The 18,821-nt window shown below is 72.2% G+C and carries 19 protein-coding genes; 5 read left to right on the top strand and 14 right to left on the bottom strand.

From position 1 onward, the window contains the following. The first annotated feature begins 1 nt into the window (after position 1). Positions 2 to 1,177, top strand: coding sequence for a hydroxymethylglutaryl-CoA synthase (locus RBH18_RS08390; RefSeq protein WP_306205428.1), 1,176 nt, complete (start codon positions 2 to 4; stop codon positions 1,175 to 1,177). Next, positions 1,177 to 2,220, top strand: a complete 1,044-nt coding sequence (locus RBH18_RS08395) for a 3-oxoacyl-ACP synthase III family protein (protein WP_306205430.1) — start codon at positions 1,177 to 1,179, stop codon at positions 2,218 to 2,220. The genes RBH18_RS08390 and RBH18_RS08395 overlap by 1 nt, the downstream gene beginning before the upstream one ends. 79 nt (positions 2,221 to 2,299) lie before the next feature. Here the strand turns inward: RBH18_RS08395 and RBH18_RS08400 are convergent, their stop codons facing one another. Next, positions 2,300 to 3,565, bottom strand: coding sequence for a cation:proton antiporter (locus tag RBH18_RS08400; protein WP_306205432.1), 1,266 nt, complete (start codon positions 3,563 to 3,565; stop codon positions 2,300 to 2,302). A 417-nt stretch (positions 3,566 to 3,982) separates the two neighbouring features. Here RBH18_RS08400 and RBH18_RS08405 point away from each other — a divergent pair, with 417 nt between their 5' ends. The 3 genes from RBH18_RS08405 to RBH18_RS08415 all read left to right on the top strand — a co-directional run bounded on the left by RBH18_RS08405 (position 3,983) and on the right by RBH18_RS08415 (position 8,770). Beyond that, positions 3,983 to 4,276 carry a hypothetical protein gene (locus RBH18_RS08405; protein WP_306205434.1) on the top strand — a complete coding sequence of 98 codons (294 nt, stop codon included), beginning with the start codon at positions 3,983 to 3,985 and terminating at the stop codon, positions 4,274 to 4,276. Positions 4,277 to 4,599: 323 nt separating this feature from the next. After that, positions 4,600 to 5,013, top strand: a complete 414-nt coding sequence (locus RBH18_RS08410; protein ID WP_306205436.1) for a hypothetical protein — start codon at positions 4,600 to 4,602, stop codon at positions 5,011 to 5,013. 166 nt (positions 5,014 to 5,179) lie between these two features. Continuing rightward, a complete protein-coding gene (locus RBH18_RS08415; RefSeq protein ID WP_306205438.1) occupies positions 5,180 to 8,770 on the top strand; it encodes a S8 family serine peptidase in 3,591 nt (1,196 codons plus the stop codon). Between the two features lie 551 nt (positions 8,771 to 9,321). Here RBH18_RS08415 and ald read toward each other — a convergent pair. From ald to RBH18_RS08480, 13 genes are all read right to left on the bottom strand, one after another. Beyond that, a complete protein-coding gene (gene ald / locus RBH18_RS08420; protein WP_306205440.1) occupies positions 9,322 to 10,434 on the bottom strand; it encodes an alanine dehydrogenase in 1,113 nt (370 codons plus the stop codon). Between the two features lie 47 nt (positions 10,435 to 10,481). Beyond that, a complete protein-coding gene (locus RBH18_RS08425) occupies positions 10,482 to 10,763 on the bottom strand; it encodes a putative quinol monooxygenase (RefSeq protein ID WP_306205442.1) in 282 nt (93 codons plus the stop codon). Between the two features lie 8 nt (positions 10,764 to 10,771). Then, positions 10,772 to 11,782 (bottom strand): LLM class flavin-dependent oxidoreductase, encoded by a 1,011-nt coding sequence (locus RBH18_RS08430; protein ID WP_306205444.1) that lies wholly within the window; start codon positions 11,780 to 11,782, stop codon positions 10,772 to 10,774. Continuing rightward, positions 11,779 to 12,054, bottom strand: coding sequence for a TIGR04076 family protein (locus tag RBH18_RS08435; protein ID WP_306205446.1), 276 nt, complete (start codon positions 12,052 to 12,054; stop codon positions 11,779 to 11,781). The genes RBH18_RS08430 and RBH18_RS08435 overlap by 4 nt, the downstream gene beginning before the upstream one ends. Continuing rightward, on the bottom strand, positions 12,051 to 12,332 hold the full coding sequence (locus tag RBH18_RS08440) for a TIGR04076 family protein (RefSeq protein ID WP_306205448.1): 282 nt from the start codon (positions 12,330 to 12,332) through the stop codon (positions 12,051 to 12,053). Before RBH18_RS08440 ends, RBH18_RS08435 begins: the two co-directional genes overlap by 4 nt. After that, the gene (locus RBH18_RS08445) at positions 12,325 to 12,984 is read right to left on the bottom strand and encodes an SDR family NAD(P)-dependent oxidoreductase (RefSeq protein WP_306205450.1); all 660 of its coding nucleotides are present in this window, start codon (positions 12,982 to 12,984) and stop codon (positions 12,325 to 12,327) included. Before RBH18_RS08445 ends, RBH18_RS08440 begins: the two co-directional genes overlap by 8 nt. Next, on the bottom strand, positions 12,981 to 13,751 hold the full coding sequence (locus RBH18_RS08450; protein WP_306205452.1) for an amino acid ABC transporter ATP-binding protein: 771 nt from the start codon (positions 13,749 to 13,751) through the stop codon (positions 12,981 to 12,983). Before RBH18_RS08450 ends, RBH18_RS08445 begins: the two co-directional genes overlap by 4 nt. Next, the gene (locus RBH18_RS08455; RefSeq protein WP_306205454.1) at positions 13,748 to 14,614 is read right to left on the bottom strand and encodes an amino acid ABC transporter permease; all 867 of its coding nucleotides are present in this window, start codon (positions 14,612 to 14,614) and stop codon (positions 13,748 to 13,750) included. Before RBH18_RS08455 ends, RBH18_RS08450 begins: the two co-directional genes overlap by 4 nt. Further along, positions 14,611 to 15,768 (bottom strand): acyl-CoA dehydrogenase family protein, encoded by a 1,158-nt coding sequence (locus tag RBH18_RS08460; RefSeq protein WP_306205456.1) that lies wholly within the window; start codon positions 15,766 to 15,768, stop codon positions 14,611 to 14,613. The genes RBH18_RS08455 and RBH18_RS08460 overlap by 4 nt, the downstream gene beginning before the upstream one ends. A 27-nt stretch (positions 15,769 to 15,795) precedes the next feature. Further along, the gene (locus tag RBH18_RS08465; protein WP_306205457.1) at positions 15,796 to 16,752 is read right to left on the bottom strand and encodes a transporter substrate-binding domain-containing protein; all 957 of its coding nucleotides are present in this window, start codon (positions 16,750 to 16,752) and stop codon (positions 15,796 to 15,798) included. An 82-nt stretch (positions 16,753 to 16,834) separates the two neighbouring features. After that, entirely contained in the window at positions 16,835 to 17,164 is a 330-nt protein-coding gene (locus RBH18_RS08470; protein WP_306205458.1) for a hypothetical protein, read from the bottom strand. After that, entirely contained in the window at positions 17,161 to 17,661 is a 501-nt protein-coding gene (locus tag RBH18_RS08475; RefSeq protein WP_306205459.1) for a flavin reductase family protein, read from the bottom strand. The genes RBH18_RS08470 and RBH18_RS08475 overlap by 4 nt, the downstream gene beginning before the upstream one ends. Continuing rightward, positions 17,658 to 18,557, bottom strand: coding sequence for a PaaX family transcriptional regulator (locus RBH18_RS08480; RefSeq protein ID WP_306205460.1), 900 nt, complete (start codon positions 18,555 to 18,557; stop codon positions 17,658 to 17,660). Before RBH18_RS08480 ends, RBH18_RS08475 begins: the two co-directional genes overlap by 4 nt. Positions 18,558 to 18,821 lie beyond the last annotated feature (264 nt).

Consider the following 18,821-nt stretch of genomic DNA (forward strand, 5'->3'; position numbering starts at 1 on the left):
CGTGTCCGCAGACCTCACCGCCGGGATCCACGACCTGTCGGTCGCGACCACCCAGTACGTGCTGACTCACGAGACGCTGGCCCGGCAGACCGGCGCCGACGTGGCCAAGTACCACAAGGGCATCGGCCAGCAGTCGATGAGCGTGCCCGCCGCGGACGAGGACATCGTCACGATGGCCGCGACGGCCGCCGCCCCGATCCTGGCCCGGCACGGCAGCGACCGGATCCGCACCATCGTCTTCGCCACGGAGACCGGCATCGACCAGGCCAAGGCGGCCGGCATCTACGTGCACTCGCTGCTCGGCATGCCCTCGGCCACCCGGGTCGTGGAACTCAAGCAAGCGTGCTACTCCGGCACCGCCGCCCTGCAGTTCGCGCTCGGCCTGGTCCACCGGGACCCGTCGCGGCAGGTGCTCGTGATCGCCGCCGACTCCTCGAAGTACGAACTGGGCAGCTCGGGCGAGGCCACCCAGGGTGCGGCCGCGGTCGCCATGCTGGTCGCCGCCGACCCCGCGCTGATCCGCCTCGACAACACGTCCGGGCTGTTCACCGCGGACATCATGGACTTCTGGCGGCCCAACTACCTGACCACCGCGCTGGTCGACGGGCAGGAGTCCATCTCGGCGTACCTGCAGGCGGTGGAGGGAGCCTGGAAGGACTACACCGAGCAGGGCGGCCGCTCGCTGGCCGACTTCGGTGCCTTCTGCTACCACCAGCCGTTCACGAAGATGGCGTACAAGGCGCACCGGCACCTGCTGCAGTATCACGGGCACGACGTCGACGAGGCCGACGTCGTCCGGGCCGTCGGGCGCACCACCGGCTACAACTCGGTGATCGGCAACAGCTACACCGCCTCGATGTATCTGGGCCTGGCCGCGCTGCTCGACGGCTCCGACGAGCTGACCGGGCAGTCCGTCGGCTTCTTGAGCTACGGCTCCGGCAGCGTCGCCGAGTTCTTCGCCGGCGACGTCGTGCCCGGCTACCGCACGCACCTGCGCACCGATCAGCACCGCGCGGCGATCGACCGGCGTGCGGACATCGACTACGCCACATACCGGGCGCTGCATCAGCGGTCCTTCCCCACCGACGGCGGCGACCACGCGACGCCGCGCGAGACCACCGGGCCGTACCGGCTGGCGGGCCTGTCCGGCCACAAGCGGATCTACGAGCCGCGCTGATGGGAATCTCGACGGTCTCCCCGAACTCGCCGCTGCGGGGGGTGACGGTCCTGCTGCCCGGGCCGGCACCGGTCGGCATCCTCGCGACCGGCTCATGCCTGCCCGACCACGAGGTCGGCAACGATCAGATCGCCGCGCCGGCCGGCGTCGACCCGGCCTGGATCGTCGACCGTACCGGCATCCGCGCCCGCCGCCACGCCGCGCCGGACCAGGCGACCTCCGACCTGGCCGTCGCCGCCGCCCGCCGCGCCCTTTCCGCGGCCGGCGTGCGCCCCGACGGCCTCGAGCTCATCATCGTGGCCACCTCCACCCCGGACCATCCGCAACCCGCCACGGCGGCCCTCGTGCAGGCCGCGCTGGGCGCCACCCGGGCCGCCGCCTTCGACCTCAACGCGGTCTGCAGCGGCTTCGTCTTCGCCCTCACCACGGCCCAGCGCTTCCTGGCCCAGCGCCCCGGCGGCCACGCCCTGGTCATCGGCGCCGACATCTACTCCCGCATCCTCGACCGCGCCGACCGCCGCACCAGCGCCCTGTTCGGCGACGGCGCCGGAGCCGTGGTGCTGGGCGACGTCCCGGCCGGCCGCGGCCTGCTGGCCGACCAGCTGGCCAGCTACGGGGAGTACGCCTCGCTCATCCGGGTGCCCGGCGGCGGCAGCCGGGCACCGCTCGACGCCGGGGCACTGGCCGCGGGCGAGCAGCATTTCACCATGCAGGGCCGAGCGGTCCGCGACTTCGTGGAGACCCATCTGCCTCCGGCGGTCGCGGGCTTCCTGCGCGACGCGGGCCTCTCCCCGGCCGACGTCGACCACGTGGTGCCCCACCAGGCCAACGGCCGCATGCTGGACGACCTGGTGGCGCTGCTGGGCCTGCCCCGCGCGGTCGTGCACCGCACCGTCGAGCACTACGGCAACACCGGCGCCGCCTCGATCCCCATAACCCTGGACTGCGCCAACCGGGCCGGCCGGTTGCGTGCGGGCGAGGTGGTGCTGCTCGTGGGCTTCGGCGGCGGCATGTCGACCGGCATCAGCGTGCTGCACTGGTGACCGTCGCGCCTGGTGGGAGGACGCGATCCGGTTACTGGTCCCCGCCGGGCTGCGGCCGGCGCTGTGCCGATCGACCGGGTCAGCGGCGCGCGACCGGTGCCTCGTCCGCCGGCTCGGGCCGTTCCGCGCGCATGGGGTGGATGAGCTGCAGCAGCGGGCCGGCCATCGCGGTGGTGACCAGGGCCATGACGACCATGGACGAGTACAGCTGACCGTCGAGCACGCCGAGCTCGAGACCCACGCTGAGGATGATCAGCTCGGTGAGCCCGCGGGTGTTCATCAGCGCCGCCAGCGCCCCGGCGGGACGCGCCGCGATGCCGCACAGGCGCGCCGCGAAGAAGGCGCCGGCGAACTTGCCGCCGATCGCCACGGCGAGGATGAGAACGAGATCCAGGACGTCGCCGCCGTCCATGCGGGAGAGATCGACCTTGAGGCCGGCGACGACGAAGAAGATCGGCAACAGCAACAGTGCGTTGAGCTGTCCGATGTGCCCTGTCACCTGCGCGGTGACATGGGACGACGGCGAGGTGTCCGCCGGCCGCCGCGGCATGATCACGCCGAAGAGGAAGGCGCCGAAGATGAAGTGCAGGCCGATCCATTCGGTGAAGAAGGCCGAGACGAGCAGGCCCACGACGGTGACGAGCAGGGCCCCGGGCCGTGAGCTGCCGGGATCGCGGGGAGCGCCGAGGAGGCGGCGCAGCACCGGGCGTACCACCGCGACCATGAGCAACACGTACGGAATGAACAGCAGCAAAAGCAGCTGAGATCCGGTGGCGGCGCCGCAGATCGCCACGACGACGGCGAGCAGGGTCCAGGCCAGGACGTCGTCGATGGCGGCGCAAGCGAGGGCGACATTGCCCAGCCAGGTACGACTCATGCCGCGGTCGGTCAGGATGCGGGCGAGAACGGGGAAGGCGGTGACCGACATCGCGGCGCCCACGAACAGGATGAAGCCCGCCTTGTCGGGGGTGGGGTGGTCGGCGTACAGGTACATTGCGAGCGCCGCGCCCAGTCCGAAGGGCAAGGCGATCGATGCGGCGGCAACCGTGCCCGCCACGGTCCGGCGGCCGCGCAGCAGCCCGGCGTCGAGCTCGGCGCCGACGATGAACATGAACAGTGCGACCCCGAGGTTGGCCAGGGCGGCGAGATAGGGGCGGATGTCGGTGGGCACCAGCGTCGCCGAGATGACCCCGTGGAAGAGCGTGGGACCGAGCAGCAGTCCGACCAGGATCTCGCCGATGACGGGGGGCTGCCGCAGCCGCCGGGCCAGCGCGCCGGCACCGTAGGCGGACAAGGAGATCAACGCCAGCGCGAGAAACAGCATGGACACCTGGTGAGTGCTCATGGTGACAGTTCCCCGATCGTGAGAAGCTGGATGCCGCCGCCCGAGGCTTGCGGGAATTGCCGCGATACAACGGCATGCGTGGCTCGGGCGAATGTACGGTCCGTGACGGCGTGAAGAGGGCCGGGCGCGCCCACGCGAAGGCCCGCGGTAGCGGCGTACACCGGCGATCATTTCATGACGCTCGATGCCCGACAAGGGCTCGTCCCGGCCGCGACAGGGGGCCCCTAGCTGTACTGTCGACGAGACTTTCCGGACGCGCGACGGCCCCTTGTCCCCCCTCGTCGCCCGGAGTGGCCTCACGTTCCGGCGGTCACCGCGTTTGCCGCCCTGTGCTTTTCCGATCCTGGAATTGCTTGCCCCGGCTGTCCCCCGCCGCCCTTTCACCGATCATTGACGATCTCAAGGATGGGTGTCCTCATGACCGATTCCGATCTGACGGACCTGCGTGAGCGGGCCGCCCGGGGCGACAGCGATGCCATCGGTGAGCTCGTCGAGCTCGCCGGTGAGCGCGGCGACATGGACGAGCTGCGACGCCTCGCCGACGCCGGCAGCTCCGATGCGGCAGCTCAGCTCGTCGAGCTGGCGGGGGAGCTGGAGGACAAGGACGAGCTGCGGCGGCTGGCCGCGGGCGGCAACCGCGATGCCGCCGACATGCTGCTCGAACTGTCCGAGGGCGACAACTACGATGACGACGACCAGCGGGACGGCTGACGACCCGTCCCCACCGGGCCGGGGCACGCTGGAGGCTCCGGGGGCGTCGGGCCGGCCTGTGACCTGAGGACCGGTGGCCGGTGTCGTCGTGCCCGATGGGGCGCGACCGGCGCCGCTCGATCGGGGGTGCGTCGTCGGGACGGGGGACTGGCGGGTTTCGTCGCGCCTCGTTCGGGCACCGGAAGTCGACATGGCTGCTGCTTGTCGCCACCTGGGCGGACGATGTCCGTGGTGGCGGGGCGCTGCCGTCGACCAGGCCGGGAAGACCGGCGTACGCGAGACGGGCCGTTGGTCCGGCGAACTGTGGGATGCCGAGGAACGCGATGAGGATCATGAAGCTGGCCACCGGACTGGCCGTGGGCTATGTGCTGGGAGCCCGGGCCGGACGGGACAAGTACGAGCGCATCGTCGCCGTCGCCCAGCAGGCGAGCGGCCGTTCCGGCGCGGAGCAGGCCGCCGGTCCGGTGGAGGCCCCGGCTGCCGTGTCACGGGTTGAGCAGCCGGCCCCGGTGGAAGCCGGCGCCCGGCCCCGTCCGCCGCGCAAACGGCGTGCGAAGGCTGCCGCCACCACCGTGACACCGGGTGTCGCAGGCCTCGGATCGTCCCTGGGAGCTGCGGAGGCGGATGTCGCGGAGCAGAAGGCGCTCGTGGTCGACACCCGCGACGAACCGGCCCGGTCGTCGGACTCCCTCGCCGGCGACACCGCCGACGTGCTGGAGCAGCGCCGCTCGGTGTAGGCGGTTCCCGCCCGGCCGGCTTCCGTGAGCGAGGCCGGCCGGCGGTCAAGGGGTTGCTGCCTGATGGTGCAGGGCGACTCGCTGCTCCCGGGCAGAGTCGCTCGGGGAACCGGCTGAGTTGATCTCTGTGAAATAGAAGAACTTCATAGTGGGCGGGTCCGGTCCCATGAGCACCCGCGAGGTCTCGTTGCCACTGTCACGCCTGCGAGGATTCGGGCTGGTCGCACTGATCGTCAGCTCGGTCGTGTCCGTCACCCCGGCCGCCCGCGCGGCCACCGCTCCGCCGCCGGCCCCCGGCGCGCCGGCGACCACGGTCACCTTGATCACCGGCGACAAGGTGAGCGTCGCCGCCGACGGCGGTGTCCAGGTGCGCAACCCCGAGGGGGAGCTGGCCGGCTACCTGTCGAACGTCAAGGACGGCGACACGTACGTCTACCCGCACGACGCCTTCGGCTCACTGGCCTCCGGTCTGCTGGACGAGGACCTGTTCAACGTCACCGAGCTGATGGCCGCCGGGTACGACGACGCGCACAGCTCCGGCATCCCGCTGATCGTCACCTACACCGGCGGGGCGCCCACCGCTCGTACGGTGCTGACCGGCGCCACCGGCATCCGGCCGCTGGACAGCATCGGCGGCGCCGCCATGATCGCGGACCGGTCCGGCCGGTTCCTGTCCTCCGTGGCCGACGCCCGGTCCGCCCGTACGATCAAGAAGATCTGGCTCGACGGCAAGGTCGGGGCCGACCTGGCCGAGAGCACCGCGCAGATCGGCGCCCCCGGGGTCTGGCAGCAGGGCAACACCGGTACGGGTGTCGACGTCGCCGTTCTCGACACCGGGATCGACACCTCCCACCCGGACCTGACCAGCTCGGTGGCGGCGACCGCGTCCTTCGTGCCCGGCGAGTCGGTGGAGGACGGCCTGGGGCACGGCACGCACGTGGCGTCCACGATCGCCGGCAGCGGTGCCGCCTCGGGCGGCCGGGAGCGCGGCGTCGCGCCGGGCGCCCGCCTGCACGTCGGCAAGGTGCTCGACAACGACGGCAGCGGCCAGGAATCGTGGATCATCAGCGGCATGGAGTGGGCGGCCCGCGACCAGCACGCCCGCGTCGTCAACATGAGCCTCGGCGGCGACAAGACCGACGGCACGGACCCGATGAGTACGGCGGTGAACCAGCTCAGCGAGGAGACCGGTGCGCTGTTCGTCATCGCGGCCGGCAACGCGGGACCGGGCAGGTCCACCGTGGGTACGCCGGGCGTGGCCGACGCGGCGCTGACCGTCGGCGCCGTGGACAGCCGGGACGTGCTCGCCTCCTTCTCGAGTCAGGGGCCGCGGCCCGGCGATCGGGCGGTCAAGCCCGACCTGACCGCGCCCGGGGTGGACATCCTGGCCGCCCGTTCCCGGCTCAGCGCGCTCGGCGAGGGGGACTATCTGTCGCTGAGCGGCACGTCGATGGCCACGCCGCACGTCGCCGGCGCCGCGGCACTGGTCGCCGCCGCGCACCCCGAACTGCGGGGACAGCAGCTCAAGGACGCGCTGGTCAGCACGACCACGGCCACGCCCGGCACGGATCCCTTCCAGGGCGGGACCGGCCGGCTCGACGTGGCGGCCACGACGGGCGCCACGGTCTTCGCGACGGGCTCGGTCAACTTCGGGTACCCGTCCTACCCGGACGGGCAGACGGGACCGGTCAGCCGCGACATCACGTACACCAACATCGGTGCGACTCCGGTCACGCTCGATCTGGGCTCCTCGCTGGACCTGCTCACCCTGTCGGCGAAGCGCGTCACCGTCCCGGCCCATGGCACCGCCACGGTGACCGCGGCGACGTCGTGGGACAAGGTGCCGGGCGACCAGGCCTTCTCCGGCTACGTGACCGCTTCCGGCGGGTTGCGTACGTCGGTCGGTGGCGGGCGGGAAGGCGTACGCCGTCAGCTCACGCTGCGGGCCCGCGACCGCAACGGCAAGCCCCTCACCGGCGTGGTCGTCGTGCTGAGCCGGGACAAGACGGTCATCCAGGTGTTCGACGAGACGGGGGCGCTCGATCTGCGGCTGCCCGAGGGCACGTACACCGCCTATCTGACCGCCGACGTCGAGGGCACCCACGGGCCGTACTCGCAGGGCCTGGCCATCCTCCCGATGACCGGCATCCAGCTGAGCGGCGACCGCACGGTGGTGTTCGACATGGCCAGGGCCCGCCGGTTGACCGCGACCACTCCGCTGCCGTCCACGGTGACCGCCTCTCGCGTCACGCTCATCCGGGACATCACCGGGAACCCCTGGCTGGACGCGTGGTACCCGGAAGCGCGGTACGACAGCGTCTGGGTGCTGCCGACGGGCAAGGTCCCGGACGGCACGCTGACCCTGTCGGCCCGCTGGCGCCTCGCCCAGCCCACCTTGACCGTCGCGGGCTATGACGACCTGCGTGTGCGGCAGGGCGCGACGCCGCTGCCGGCCACCGTGCGCAGCCTCGAGGCAGTACTGGGCGGCGCCGTGCGTGGCAAGGCCCTGGTCGTCCGGGCCGGCGGCTCGGCCACCGTGCAGGACCAGGCCGCCGCGGCGGCTGCGGCGGGCGCTCGGCTGCTCCTCGTCGTCAACGACGGCGCCGGCCGCCTCGAGCCCTGGCCCGGGTCGTTCGGGACGCCGCCGGTCACCGTCGCCACCCTTACCCGCGACGAGGGCGAGAAACTGATCGCCCGTCTGCAGCGCGGGCGCAGCGTCCGGCTGGACGTCACCTCGCACCCCGACGCCGAGTACGCCTACGACCTGGTCACCGACTACGAAGGCAGGGTGCCGGAGAACCTGACGTACCGGGCCATGCCCGGCACTCTGGCCCGGATCGACATGTCGTTCGACAACTGGCGGCCGGGACGCGCACTCGACCAGCGGTACGAGATCAACACGCTCGGGATGACCACCTATCTGGACTACGCCGAGGCTCCGGCCCGAGGCGACCGGACGGACTGGGTGACCGCCGGGACGAAGTGGATCGCGACCGTGACGATTCCGGGGGAGCAGACCCAGCACACCGCGCCGACCGCGTACCGGGCCGGATCGGTCCAGGCGCAGCGGTGGTTCGGCCCGGTGCAGCGGCCCCGCCTCGTGGACGACCCGGACAGCCTCGACATCGTCCGCCAGGACGACGGCTGGCTCTTCGCCGACATCCCGGGCTGGGGCGACTCGGGCACCGCCCACGAGGGGGACACCCGCGAGAATCCGAACGCCGACAACCGGCTGACCCTCTACCAGGGTGACGAGGTCGTGGGATCGACCGGCCGGGACAACCCGCTGCTGGCCGTCGGCCCGCTGCCGGCCCAGGTGCTGCCCTACCGGCTGGTGGCGGAGAATGACCGGGACGCGTGGTCCGGGCCCTATTCGACCAGCACCCGCACCGAATGGTCGTTCACCTCCGGTGCCGTGCAGCCGGGCACGGCCGCCTCTCCGCCGCTGATCCAGCTGGACTACGACGTGGACACCGACCGGGACGGCCGGGCGCCACGAACCTTCGGCCTGACGGTCGCCGCGTCCACGCCGGCCTCGGCGACCGGCCCCGGGGTCGTGCGGACAATCACGCTCGACGTCTCGTACGACGACGGGGCCACCTGGCACCGGGCTGCCGTCCGCCCGCGGGCGACCGGCTGGAGCGCCCGGATCGCCGCCCCGCGCACTGCCCGCTTCGTCACGCTGCGCACCAGCGCTCGCGACACCCGGGGCAACGCGGTCGAGCAGCGCATCACGCGGGCTTTCGGCCTCCGCTAGGGTCAGTTTCGGCCGCAGCCCGGCGAAACAGACCCTGGGAGCAAGCAGCGGCGCGGACGTGCTCAGCACGCCCGCGCCGCCGTGCCGCGCTCAGGAATCACCGGCTGCCCGAGCGTGACCGGCCCACGACCGATCATTGTCGGCAGACGGGAAGATCAAGCGCATCTCGCTGCGCCGGCTGGATCCACACCTCCGACAGAGGCCCTGCCCAGCGCTCGCCGACGAGCCACGTGACGTCGCGTGGCCGCCCTCAGGGCCGGCCGCACACCGGCGCCGAGATCGTCGGCGTGGACGGATACGCGGTCGCTCCGCTGCGGGGTGGTGGGGCTTGCGCGTGCAAGGTGGCACCGGCCGGCGAAGACGACGACGGCCCGGCGACGAGGGTTTCCGCCGACGGCGAGGCGATGCTGTTCACCCTCGGCGTGAGCACGGCCTACGGTGGCGCGGAGACCCTGCTCCAACCCGCCGAGCCGGGGCATCATCACGTTGAGGATCAGCAGATCCAGCGTGTCGCCACCGGCCCCCGCCGACCACGTCGAGCACGGCGGCTGTCAGCTCTGGGCGAGGGCGACGTGCACGTCGGTGTGCGGGATGCCGGTGGCCTCGGCGACGCCGGCGTTCGTCACCAGGCCGCGGTGGGTGTTGAGGCCGGCGGCGAGGCTGCGGTCCGCGGTCATGGCGGCGCTCAGCCCTTCGCCGGCGAGGGCGAGGGCGTAGGGCAGGGTGACGTTGGTCAGGGCCATGGTGGAGGTCCGGGCGACCGCTCCGGGCATGTTGGCCACGCAGTAGAAGACGGAGTCGTGGACCCGGTAGGTGGGGTCGTCGTGGGTGGTGGGCCGGGAGTCGGCGAAGCAGCCGCCCTGGTCGATGGCGATGTCGACCAGGACCGAGCCGGGCCGCATGCGCTTGACGAGGTCGTTGCCGACCAGGGTCGGGGCCTTGGCGCCGGGGATGAGCACGGCACCGATGACCAGGTCGGCGGCGACGACGGCTTGCTCGATCTCGTACGAGCTGCTGGTGACGGTCCGCACCGCGCCGCGGAAGAGGCGGTCGATCTCGCGCAGGCGGTCGACGCTGAGATCGAGCACGGTGACGTCGGCCCCCATGCCGTGGGCGACGGTGGCGGCGTTGAGCCCGGAGACGCCGCCGCCGATGATCACGACGCGCGCCGGGGCGACGCCCGGGACGCCGCCCATCAGCACGCCGCGGCCGCCCTGCGCGCGCATGAGGGCCTGCGCCCCGACCTGTGGGGCGAGCCGGCCGGCGACCTCCGACATGGGGGCGAGCAGGGGCAGGGAGCCGTCGGGCTGCTGCACCGTCTCGTACGCCACCCCGGTCACGCCCCGGGTCAGCAGCTCGTCGGTGAGGCGCTTGTCGGCGGCCAGATGCAGGTAGGTGAAGAGGATCTGGCCCTCGCGCATCCGGGCGTACTCGGGCTCGATCGGCTCCTTGACCTTCATGACGAGGTCCGCGTCCGCCCACGCGTCGGACACGAGTCGGGCGCCGGCCGCGGCGTACTCGTCGTCGGTGATCAGTGAGCCGGCGCCGGCGCCGGCCTGGATCTGCACGTGGTGGCCTCGGCCGGTCAGCTCGCGGACCCCGGCGGGGGTGAGGGCGACGCGGTACTCGTGGTTCTTGATCTCGGTCGGGACGCCGATGCGCATGTCAGTCTCCGGGGCGACGGGGTTGATCAGGGGTGGGGTCGGACGGCTCAGAGGTCGAGGTCGGTGAACTGCGGGGGCGCGGACGCCGCGCCGCTGATGAAGCTGGTCCACTCGCGGGTGTGCGGCTGGGCCTTGTGCGCCTCGTGCTGGTCCTTGCTCGCCCAGATCTCCAGCAGGCGCAGGTGGCCGGGCTCGCCGACCTTCCAGGACAGCTGGTATTCGAGGCAGCCGTCCTCGGCGAGTGACGCCTGCTGGAAGGTCTGCCCGGCCCGGTCGACGTCGTCGATGCGGGCCGGATCGACGGTGATGCCGCCGTGGACGATGATCATGGTTCTCCTCAGGTGATGGGGAAGGCCCGGCGCAGCACGGGCAGGACTTCCGCGCCCAGCAGGCGGAGCGCGGCGAGCGGGTCGGGGCCCATGGGCGGGCCGAACGAGATGTGGCGTACGCCCGCGTCGATGAGCTGGGCGCACTGGTCGATGACCTCGTCGACGCCGCCGACGATGCCGAGCTGGAGCATGGAGTCGGTGACCGAGGCGATGGCGTCGTCCTCGCGCCCGGCGAGCATCAGCTCCTGGGTGCGGGCGAACTCCGCCGGGTCGAGGCCGTTGGCGGCGAGCGCGTCGGTGGACAGCGAGCCGCTGTAGCGGGCGATGTGCCGGGCGAGCAGGTGCCGGGCGGTTGCGCGGTCGTCGGAGATCGACGCCCAGACGCAGGCCGCCACGTCGAGGTCCTCGATGCTGCGGCCGGTCTTGGCGGCGCCGGCCTTGAGCTGCTCGACGACGCCGTAGACGTGGCGCGGGGGCAGGCACAGCGGCAGGGCGCCGTCGGCGATGCGTCCGGTGAGGTCGAGCATCCGGGGTCCCATCGCCCCGATGTAGATCGGCGTCGGGTGCCAGAAGCGCGGCACCGCTTGCGATGTCCAGCCGGGCGCGACGCCGGGCACCCCGGCGGGACTGCGGCCGTTGACCAGCTCGCGGATGGCGAGGACTGCTTCCCTCGTACGGACGACGGGTTTGGCGGGCTCGATCCCCGCCCAGCGGAAGAAGACGTCGGAGCCCGCGCCGATGCCCAGCAGGAAGCGCCCGCCGGACAATTCCTGCAGGCCCGACGCGTACATGGCGATCTGGGCGGGGTGCAGCGACACCGGGTCGAGCACACCGGAGCCGAACTTGATCCGGGTGGTCTTCAGGGCCAGCGCGGCCAGCGTGACCAGGCCCGGTTCGCCGAGGATGTCGTTGCCGGTCCACACCTGGTCGAAGCCGGCCTCCTCGGCCACGAGCGCCTTGTCCACCACGGAGAGCACGCCGTGCCCGCCGACCCGGGCGCTGAACGTCACCGGTCTCATGAGTCCTCCACGACGTGCAGCCGGATGTGCAGGTTCTCCGGCGGATCGGGGCAGGCCAGCAGCGGCCGGCTGCGCAGATAGGCGTCGGGCGAAGCAGCGTCGAGCCGGCCCAGCACCGCCGGAAGGATCGACGCGATCGCGAAGTAGCAGAACCGCTTGCCCTCGGGCACGGTAAGCCCGGTGGCGTCGAGGTCGAAATGGTCGCCGACCTCCAGGCCGCACGCCGAGTAGTTCATGTCCTCGACCGTGCAGCGCACCTTGAGCCCGGTCACGGCAGGGCCTCCAGCCGCAGGATCACGTTCTCTCCTGCGTCCGGGCAGCACAGGAAGGGCTTGCGGATCAGCCAGTCGTCGGCGGGCAGCGGGTTCTGCCGCATGCCCAGCACGGGCAGCACGCCCATGAGCGCCAGCGGGCAGAACGGCTTGCCGCCGGTCGACAGCCCGGTGGCGTCCACGTCGACGGCGTCGCCGACCTCGATCCCGCAGCGGGGCGCGTCGGCGCGCTCGACGACGATCCGCACGCGCTGGGTCGGCGGCAGCAGCTCAGCCATGGATCGGCTCCCCGCCGGTGACCCACAGCGTCTGCCCGGTCAGCGCGCCCAAGTTCACCAGCGTGTGCACGGCGTCGGCGACGTCGTCCGGGTCGGGGAAGTCCGGCAGCGCCAGGGTTTCGCGCAGCCGCTCGGCCAGCGCCTCCTGCTCGGGGCTCAGCTCCTCGCCCGGATCGGCGACCCGCCCCGGCGCGACGATGTTCGCCGTGATGCCGTGCCGGCCCTCCTCCAGCGCGAGGTAGCGGGTGAGCACGCTCGCCGCGGCCTTCGCCGCGCCGTAGGCTCCCCGGCCCGCGACCGGGCGCGCCATCAGCGCCCCGGAGAGGTAGACCACGCGACCCCACCCCGCGGACCGCATTCCGGGTACGACCCGGGCGCACAGAGCCGCGTGCAACTGCACCGCCCCGAGGTGCGCCGCCAGGTCCGCCGGATCGATCGACGCGACCGGCGCGGGGGTGTGCAGCCGCGGATGGGCGGCGTTGACCAGCACCCCCACCGGTCCCAGCGACTGCTCGATGCCGGTGATGGCGCTGTCCACGTCGGCGAGGTCGGCCCGCGCCAGCACGGCGACCTGGAAGCCGGCGGCGGCGAGCCGGGAGGCCACCGCCTTCCCGATCGGCCCGGTGCCCCCGGCGACCACGGCGACGGTCATCGCAGCACCGCCGCCAGGAAGGCCCGGGTGCGCTCCTCGCGCGGCGCGCCGAGCACCTCCTCCGGCGTGCCCTGCTCGACGATGCGGCCGGCGTCCATGAACACCACCCGGTCGCTGACCTCGCGGGCGAAGCCCATCTCGTGGGTCACCACGACGACCGTGATCCCGCCCGTGACGGCGAGGTCCTTCATCACCGTGAGGACCTCGCCGACCAGCTCGGGGTCGAGCGCGCTGGTCGGCTCGTCGAAGAGCATCACCTGCGGCTTCATGGCCATGGCGCGGGCAATCGCGACGCGCTGCTGCTGCCCGCCGGACAGCTTCGACGGGTACGAGCCCTCCTTGCCGGCCAGTCCGACGCGGGCGAGCAGCTCCCGGCCGTACTCCCGGGCCTTTCCGGGATCTTCGCGCTTGACCTTGATCGGGGCGAACGCGACGTTCTCCAGCGCCGTCATGTGCGGGAAGAGGTTGAACTGCTGGAAGACCATGCCGATGCCGAGGCGCTGGCGGCACGCCTCGGACTCGCGCAGCTCGTGCAGCCGCCCGCCGTGCTCGCGATAGCCGACCAGCTGGCCGTCGACCCGGATGCTGCCGGCGTGGATGTCCTCGAGGTGGTTCATGGTGCGCAGCAGGGTGCTCTTGCCGGAGCCTGAAGGGCCGATGATGCACACCGTCTCGCCCCGGGACACCTGCAGGTCGATGTCGTGCAGCACCTGGTGGCTGCCGTACCACTTGTCGACGCTCCGCACGTCGATCATGACGTCAGTCATCGCTCGGCGGCCCTCTTCTCCAGGAAGTACTGGGCGACGGACCAGAGGCCGATCACCAGCAGGTACCAGACGGTGGCCACGATCAGCATCTCGATCGTGCGGAAGTTGACGCCGGAGATGCCCTGCACCACGGTGAGCAGGTCGCCGCCGGCGATCACCGAGACGATGGCGGAGGCCTTGAGCATGCCGATCGACTCGTTGCCCAGCGGCGGGATGATCACCCGCAACGCCTGCGGCAGCACGATGTGCCGCAGCGTCTGGGCCCGGTTGAGCCCCAGCGCCTTGGCCGTCTCGTGCTGACCACGGCCGACGGCGAGCAGCCCGCTGCGCACGATCTCGGCCATGTAGCCCGAGCCGGCCAGCGACAGCCCGATCACCGAGGCCACGAACGGCGTCACCACGTGGCCGATCGGCGCCGACCACCACACCACGTCCGTGAACGGGATGCCCAGGGTCAGGTTCTTGAAGAACAGGCCCAGGTTGCCCACGAAGATGAGCAGCACGATCAGCGGCACGCCGCGGAAGAAGAACACCCACGCTGCGGCGACTCCGGACAGCACCCGGCTCGGCGACATGCGCATCACGCCGATCACGACGGCCAGCGCGAGCGCCACGACCATGCCGATGACCGTCATCTCCAGGGTCAGGAGCAGACCCTTCAGGACGGTACGGGTGAACAGGTACTGCCCGACGACGGTCCACTCGAAGTTCGGGTTCGTGGCGAAGCTGTACGCCACGAGCAGCACCAGGGCGCCGACCGCGACCGCACCGATCAGGCGGCCCCAGTGGCGTACGGGCACCACGTCCCGCCGCGGCGCCGGACGCGAGGTCGCGGGGCTCACGGTCGCGGGTGCATCGGTCATCGCGCCGCCCCCACCGGTTCGCCGCCCGGGAAGCCCGCCGACAGCAGCGCCTGGCCCACCGACGTCCACCGGCTGCGCCACGTCGAGGCGTGCGCGGAGACGCCGGTGCTGTCGCGCACCAGCCGCTCGAACGGGAACTTCTCGTAGATCACCTGCGCGCCGAGGATCTCGCCGCAGCGGTCGAGCACGACCCGGGTGAACTCCTGCGCCATCGGGGCGTCGCCGCGGGCCATCGTCACGTCGTCCGGCACGGCGCCCGCGGTGAAGATCTGCTCGTCGATCGCGCGCATGCCGTCGAGCACCAGCGCGCGGGCCGCCCGGACGTAGGAGCCGGCCTCGCCCAGCAGGGTCAGCTGCCGGTCGGTGGGCTTGCGGTCGCGCAGGTGGCTGGTGGCCAGGTCGACCGCGTGCTGGGCGATGCCGACCGAGATGCCCGCCATGCTGTAGAAGGGCAGCTCGACGTGCTTGTTGAGCGGGTCGGCCGTGGCGTCCGGGGCGAAGAAGCGGTCGAAGGCGTGGTCGCGTGGCACGAACACGTCGGTGACCGTGTAGCCCTGGCTGCCGGAGCCGCGCAGGCCGATGGTGTGCCAGTCGTCGAGGAGCTCGACCCGGTCGGCGGGCAGCCACACCCCGAGGGTGAGCACGCTGCCGTCGGGCTTGCGCACCGGCTCGCCGTCGCGCTGCACCTCGACGCCGGCCACGATGCGGTCGGCGGCGCGGATGCCGCTGCCGAAGCCCCAGCGGCCGGTGACCCGGTAGCCGCCGGGGACCTCGACGGCCTTGCCCTTCGGGTGGAACGAGCCGCAGGTCGGCAGGTCCAGCTCCGGGTAGAGCTCGGCGAACGCGGCGTCGCCCAGGCGACCGGCGTAGAAGCCGGTGGCGGCGAGCACGCAGACGTTCCAGGCGATGCCGGCGTCCACGGTGGCGACCGCCTCGACCATCCGGGTCTGGTCGGTGAGGCTCATCTGCGGCCCGCCGCGGCGCGCCGGGAAACCGACGCGGTACGCCCCGGCGGTGCGCAGCGCCTCGCGCATCCGGTCGGTCAGATATCCCTGGGCCTCGGTGGCGTCGGCCTCCTCGCGCACGACCGGAAGCAGGGCGTGCACGTTGGCGAGGATGTCGGCGGCGGTGAGGGACACGGTGGACGCAACCATGGGAACTCCGTTCGAGGGGAGGAGGGGTCAGGCCTTGGCGCCGATCGCGGTCTTGCTGACCGGGTTGGCGACGACCTCGGCGGCGGTGATGGCGGCCGACTGCAGGTCGTACTTGGCCATGATCTGGGCGTACGTGCCGTCGGCGACGAGCTTCTGCATCGCGCCGAGCAGCGCCTTGGTCAGGCCGGGCTGGCTCTTGCCGACGGCGATGGTGGTGTACTGCGGCTCGAACTCGCTCGCGGGCACCTCGGCCACGCCGAACGTCGAGCCGCTCTGCTTCACGACGGCCTGCTGGCTGGTGGTGGAGTCCATCCAGGCGTCGATGGTGCCGGCCTTGACCGCGCTGATCGCGGCCGTGGCGCCCTGGTACTCGGCGGGCTGGATCGGGTTGCCCGCGCAGGAGGCGTCGCTGACCTTCTTGATGGTGTCGCCCTGGATCGAGCCGACCGGGATGCCGATCTTCTTGCCGCACATGCTCGCCAGCCCGGTCACGCCGGACGTCTGGTCGGAGAGCATGAGCAGCGCCATCGTCGACTTGTAGAACGGCACGAGGTCGACCACGCTCTGCTCGCGCTCGGCGGTGGCCGAGACCTGGCCGAAGAGGGCGTCCACCGAGCCGGACTGCACGCCGGGCAGCTGGGCGGGCCACTGCATGTTCTTCCACGTGACCGAGACGCCCAGCAGGGGCGCGATGGCCGCGGCCAGGTCGGGGGCGACGCCCACCGGCGTGGAGGTGTCGGTGGTGGTGACGCTGATGACCGGCGGGGTCTCCCAGAGCGCGCCGAAGCTGATCTGCTTGGCCGACTTGATGGCGTCGGGCAGGTCGGCGGCGAGCGTGCTGTCCGTGGTGGCGGACGGGTTCGCCGCCGCGGGGGCGCTGCCGGCCGTGCCGGTGGTGGGGTCGGAACAGCCCGCGAGCACCGCGGTGAGGGCAAGCAGGGAGATCGGCGCGGCCAGGGCCGGGCGCAGGCTACGGAGAAACATGGGGAGTCCCATCGCTAGATATCTCGTGATAAATGCGGCCTCGTCGGGGTGGCTCGACCCGGCTGTCGGAGGGGTGCGGGTGTCAGGAAGCGGTGGTGAGGATGAGGGCGCAGCCCTCGGCATGGCAGGCCGCGGCGACAGCCTCGGTGCTGTGCGCCGCGTCCAGGACGATCGCGGTGTACTCGTGCCCGTAGTGGTCGATGAAATAGGCGGCGTCCTCGGCGCGGGTGAAGTCCTCGCCGTAGCGGGGCCGCAGCCGGGCCAGCCGCCGGGCCGGCTCGACGCCGGCGTCGCGCAGGATCTCGGCGACCCCGTCCAGCAGCGCCGCCGGGGCGGGCATCCCGACCGCGATGCCGAGCCGCCGGCCGGTGGGCCGGTGCGCCGCGCGCACCCGGTCGAGCACCCCGGTCATGCCGCGTCCAGCCTGCGGAAGCCCGAGCCGTGGAAGATCAGCGGCTCGCGGGTGTGGTCCTCGCGCAGCTCGTGCACCTCGAGCATGACCACGTGGTGGTCGCCCGCGGGCACCTCGGCGAAGACCGAGCAGTCCAGCCACAGCGGCGCTCCGGCGAAGAACAGCGCGCCCTGGCTGGTCCGCTCGATCGGCTCGTCGCCGAAGCGGGCGGCGCTGTCCTTGCCGGCCAGGCGCCGGCACAGGGCGGCCTGGTCGGCGCCGAGCAGCGAGATCCCGATCCGGGGCCGGTTGCGCAGCCGCGGCCAGGTCGCCGACTCGTTGCGGACGGAGAAGAGCACCAGCGGCGGGTCGAGCGAGACGCCGACGGTGAACGAGGACGCCACCATGGCGGTGGGCTGCCCGCCGGCGTCGGCGGCGAGGGCCACCACGCCGGAGGGGAAGCGGGCGAAGGCGGACCGGATCAGGTCGGGGTCGCGTCGGTGGGCGGTGAGGGTCATCCGGCACCTCCTCGGGCCGTGCCGGGCGGGTCCGGCCGGCGCTGGCCGGTGACCTGCTCGACGTAGGCGTGGGCGTGCGGCGCGACGCGGTCGCGCAGCTCGGTGAAGACGGGGATGCTGCGCCGGGCCGGCCAGTCGTCGCTGAGCAGCCAGCCGGGCAGGCCCGGGTCGAGGTAGGGGATCGGGCGCCAGGCGTCCATGCCGCGGATGTACGTGGCGAAGGCCCGGTGCCCGTCGGGCCGGGGCCCGAGGGCCTCGACCGCCGCGGCGTGCGCGGCCAGGAAGTCGTCGTGCAGGGCCCGGATGGCGTCCAGGTCCCACCAGAGGGCCACGGCGACCTGCGGCGGCTTGTCGCCGCGGATCTCGTTGGCGAGGAACACGGTGGCCCGGGCATTGAGGCCGAGGTCGGCGAGGATCTCCTGGACCTCGTCGACCAGGTAGCCGGGGCAGATCCAGAGCGCCGGGGACACGTTGCCGCAGCCGATCCAGGAGAGCCGGCGGCGCAGCTGGTGGCGCAGGTCGCGCTGCTCCTCGGGCACCGAGTAGGCGATCAGGCACCAGCGGTCGTCGTCGTCCATGAAGCGCGGGGCGTAGATGCGCTGGTCGGCACGGGCCAGCATCGGCCGGGCCGCCTCGGTCAGCTGGTAGCCCTGGGTCCGCCCGCGGGCGGCCGGCTCCAGCAGGCCCTTGGCCTTGATCCGGGTGAGGGCGTTGCGGGCCCGGGCGTCGGAGACGTCGAGCGCCCGCATGAGCGTGATCAGGTCGGCCACCGCGATCCAGCCGCCGAGGCGGCGCAGCGACATGCCGATGATCGTCCGGAGCAGGGAGGTGGCGCTGCCGGGCGACCAGTCCATGTCGTCGGGGAGCTTTGCCTGAGCTGTGTCTTCGCTGGTCACGCCACCTCCTCGGCCTCGTTGGTGACGGAGCTTATATCGACATCGTGACGACCGTGAAGAAGGCGATAGGTTAATTCGAGATTTCTCCACGCTGTGGCGCCCCCGCGTTTGTGTCGGCCGTGTGAACGCGTGTGAACTCCTTCTACGCAGCTCATCGGCTGTTCGGATGACACTTTGCCGGATTGGCTGTGAACACGATTCGGCGTCTTGTTCACTCTCACTTAATCCTGGTAGAACTCCCGTCAGGTCCGCTCGACGGGCCAC

Source organism: Actinoplanes oryzae (genome assembly GCF_030757795.1).
GTDB lineage: Bacteria > Actinomycetota > Actinomycetes > Mycobacteriales > Micromonosporaceae > Actinoplanes.

Excerpts from the sequence above, each read along its gene's own strand:
- RBH18_RS08395 (WP_306205430.1), top strand. The coding sequence starts at position 1,177 with ATGGGAATCTCGACGGTCTCCCCGAACTCGCCGCTGCGGGGGGTGACG.
- RBH18_RS08400 (WP_306205432.1), bottom strand. The coding sequence starts at position 3,565 with ATGAGCACTCACCAGGTGTCCATGCTGTTTCTCGCGCTGGCGTTGATC.
- RBH18_RS08405 (WP_306205434.1), top strand. The coding sequence starts at position 3,983 with ATGACCGATTCCGATCTGACGGACCTGCGTGAGCGGGCCGCCCGGGGC.
- RBH18_RS08410 (WP_306205436.1), top strand. The coding sequence starts at position 4,600 with ATGAGGATCATGAAGCTGGCCACCGGACTGGCCGTGGGCTATGTGCTG.
- RBH18_RS08415 (WP_306205438.1), top strand. The coding sequence starts at position 5,180 with ATGAGCACCCGCGAGGTCTCGTTGCCACTGTCACGCCTGCGAGGATTC.
- ald (WP_306205440.1), bottom strand. The coding sequence starts at position 10,434 with ATGCGCATCGGCGTCCCGACCGAGATCAAGAACCACGAGTACCGCGTC.
- RBH18_RS08425 (WP_306205442.1), bottom strand. The coding sequence starts at position 10,763 with ATGATCATCGTCCACGGCGGCATCACCGTCGATCCGGCCCGCATCGAC.
- RBH18_RS08430 (WP_306205444.1), bottom strand. The coding sequence starts at position 11,782 with ATGAGACCGGTGACGTTCAGCGCCCGGGTCGGCGGGCACGGCGTGCTC.
- RBH18_RS08440 (WP_306205448.1), bottom strand. The coding sequence starts at position 12,332 with ATGGCTGAGCTGCTGCCGCCGACCCAGCGCGTGCGGATCGTCGTCGAG.
- RBH18_RS08445 (WP_306205450.1), bottom strand. The coding sequence starts at position 12,984 with ATGACCGTCGCCGTGGTCGCCGGGGGCACCGGGCCGATCGGGAAGGCG.
- RBH18_RS08450 (WP_306205452.1), bottom strand. The coding sequence starts at position 13,751 with ATGACTGACGTCATGATCGACGTGCGGAGCGTCGACAAGTGGTACGGC.
- RBH18_RS08455 (WP_306205454.1), bottom strand. The coding sequence starts at position 14,614 with ATGACCGATGCACCCGCGACCGTGAGCCCCGCGACCTCGCGTCCGGCG.
- RBH18_RS08460 (WP_306205456.1), bottom strand. The coding sequence starts at position 15,768 with ATGGTTGCGTCCACCGTGTCCCTCACCGCCGCCGACATCCTCGCCAAC.
- RBH18_RS08465 (WP_306205457.1), bottom strand. The coding sequence starts at position 16,752 with ATGTTTCTCCGTAGCCTGCGCCCGGCCCTGGCCGCGCCGATCTCCCTG.
- RBH18_RS08470 (WP_306205458.1), bottom strand. The coding sequence starts at position 17,164 with ATGACCGGGGTGCTCGACCGGGTGCGCGCGGCGCACCGGCCCACCGGC.
- RBH18_RS08475 (WP_306205459.1), bottom strand. The coding sequence starts at position 17,661 with ATGACCCTCACCGCCCACCGACGCGACCCCGACCTGATCCGGTCCGCC.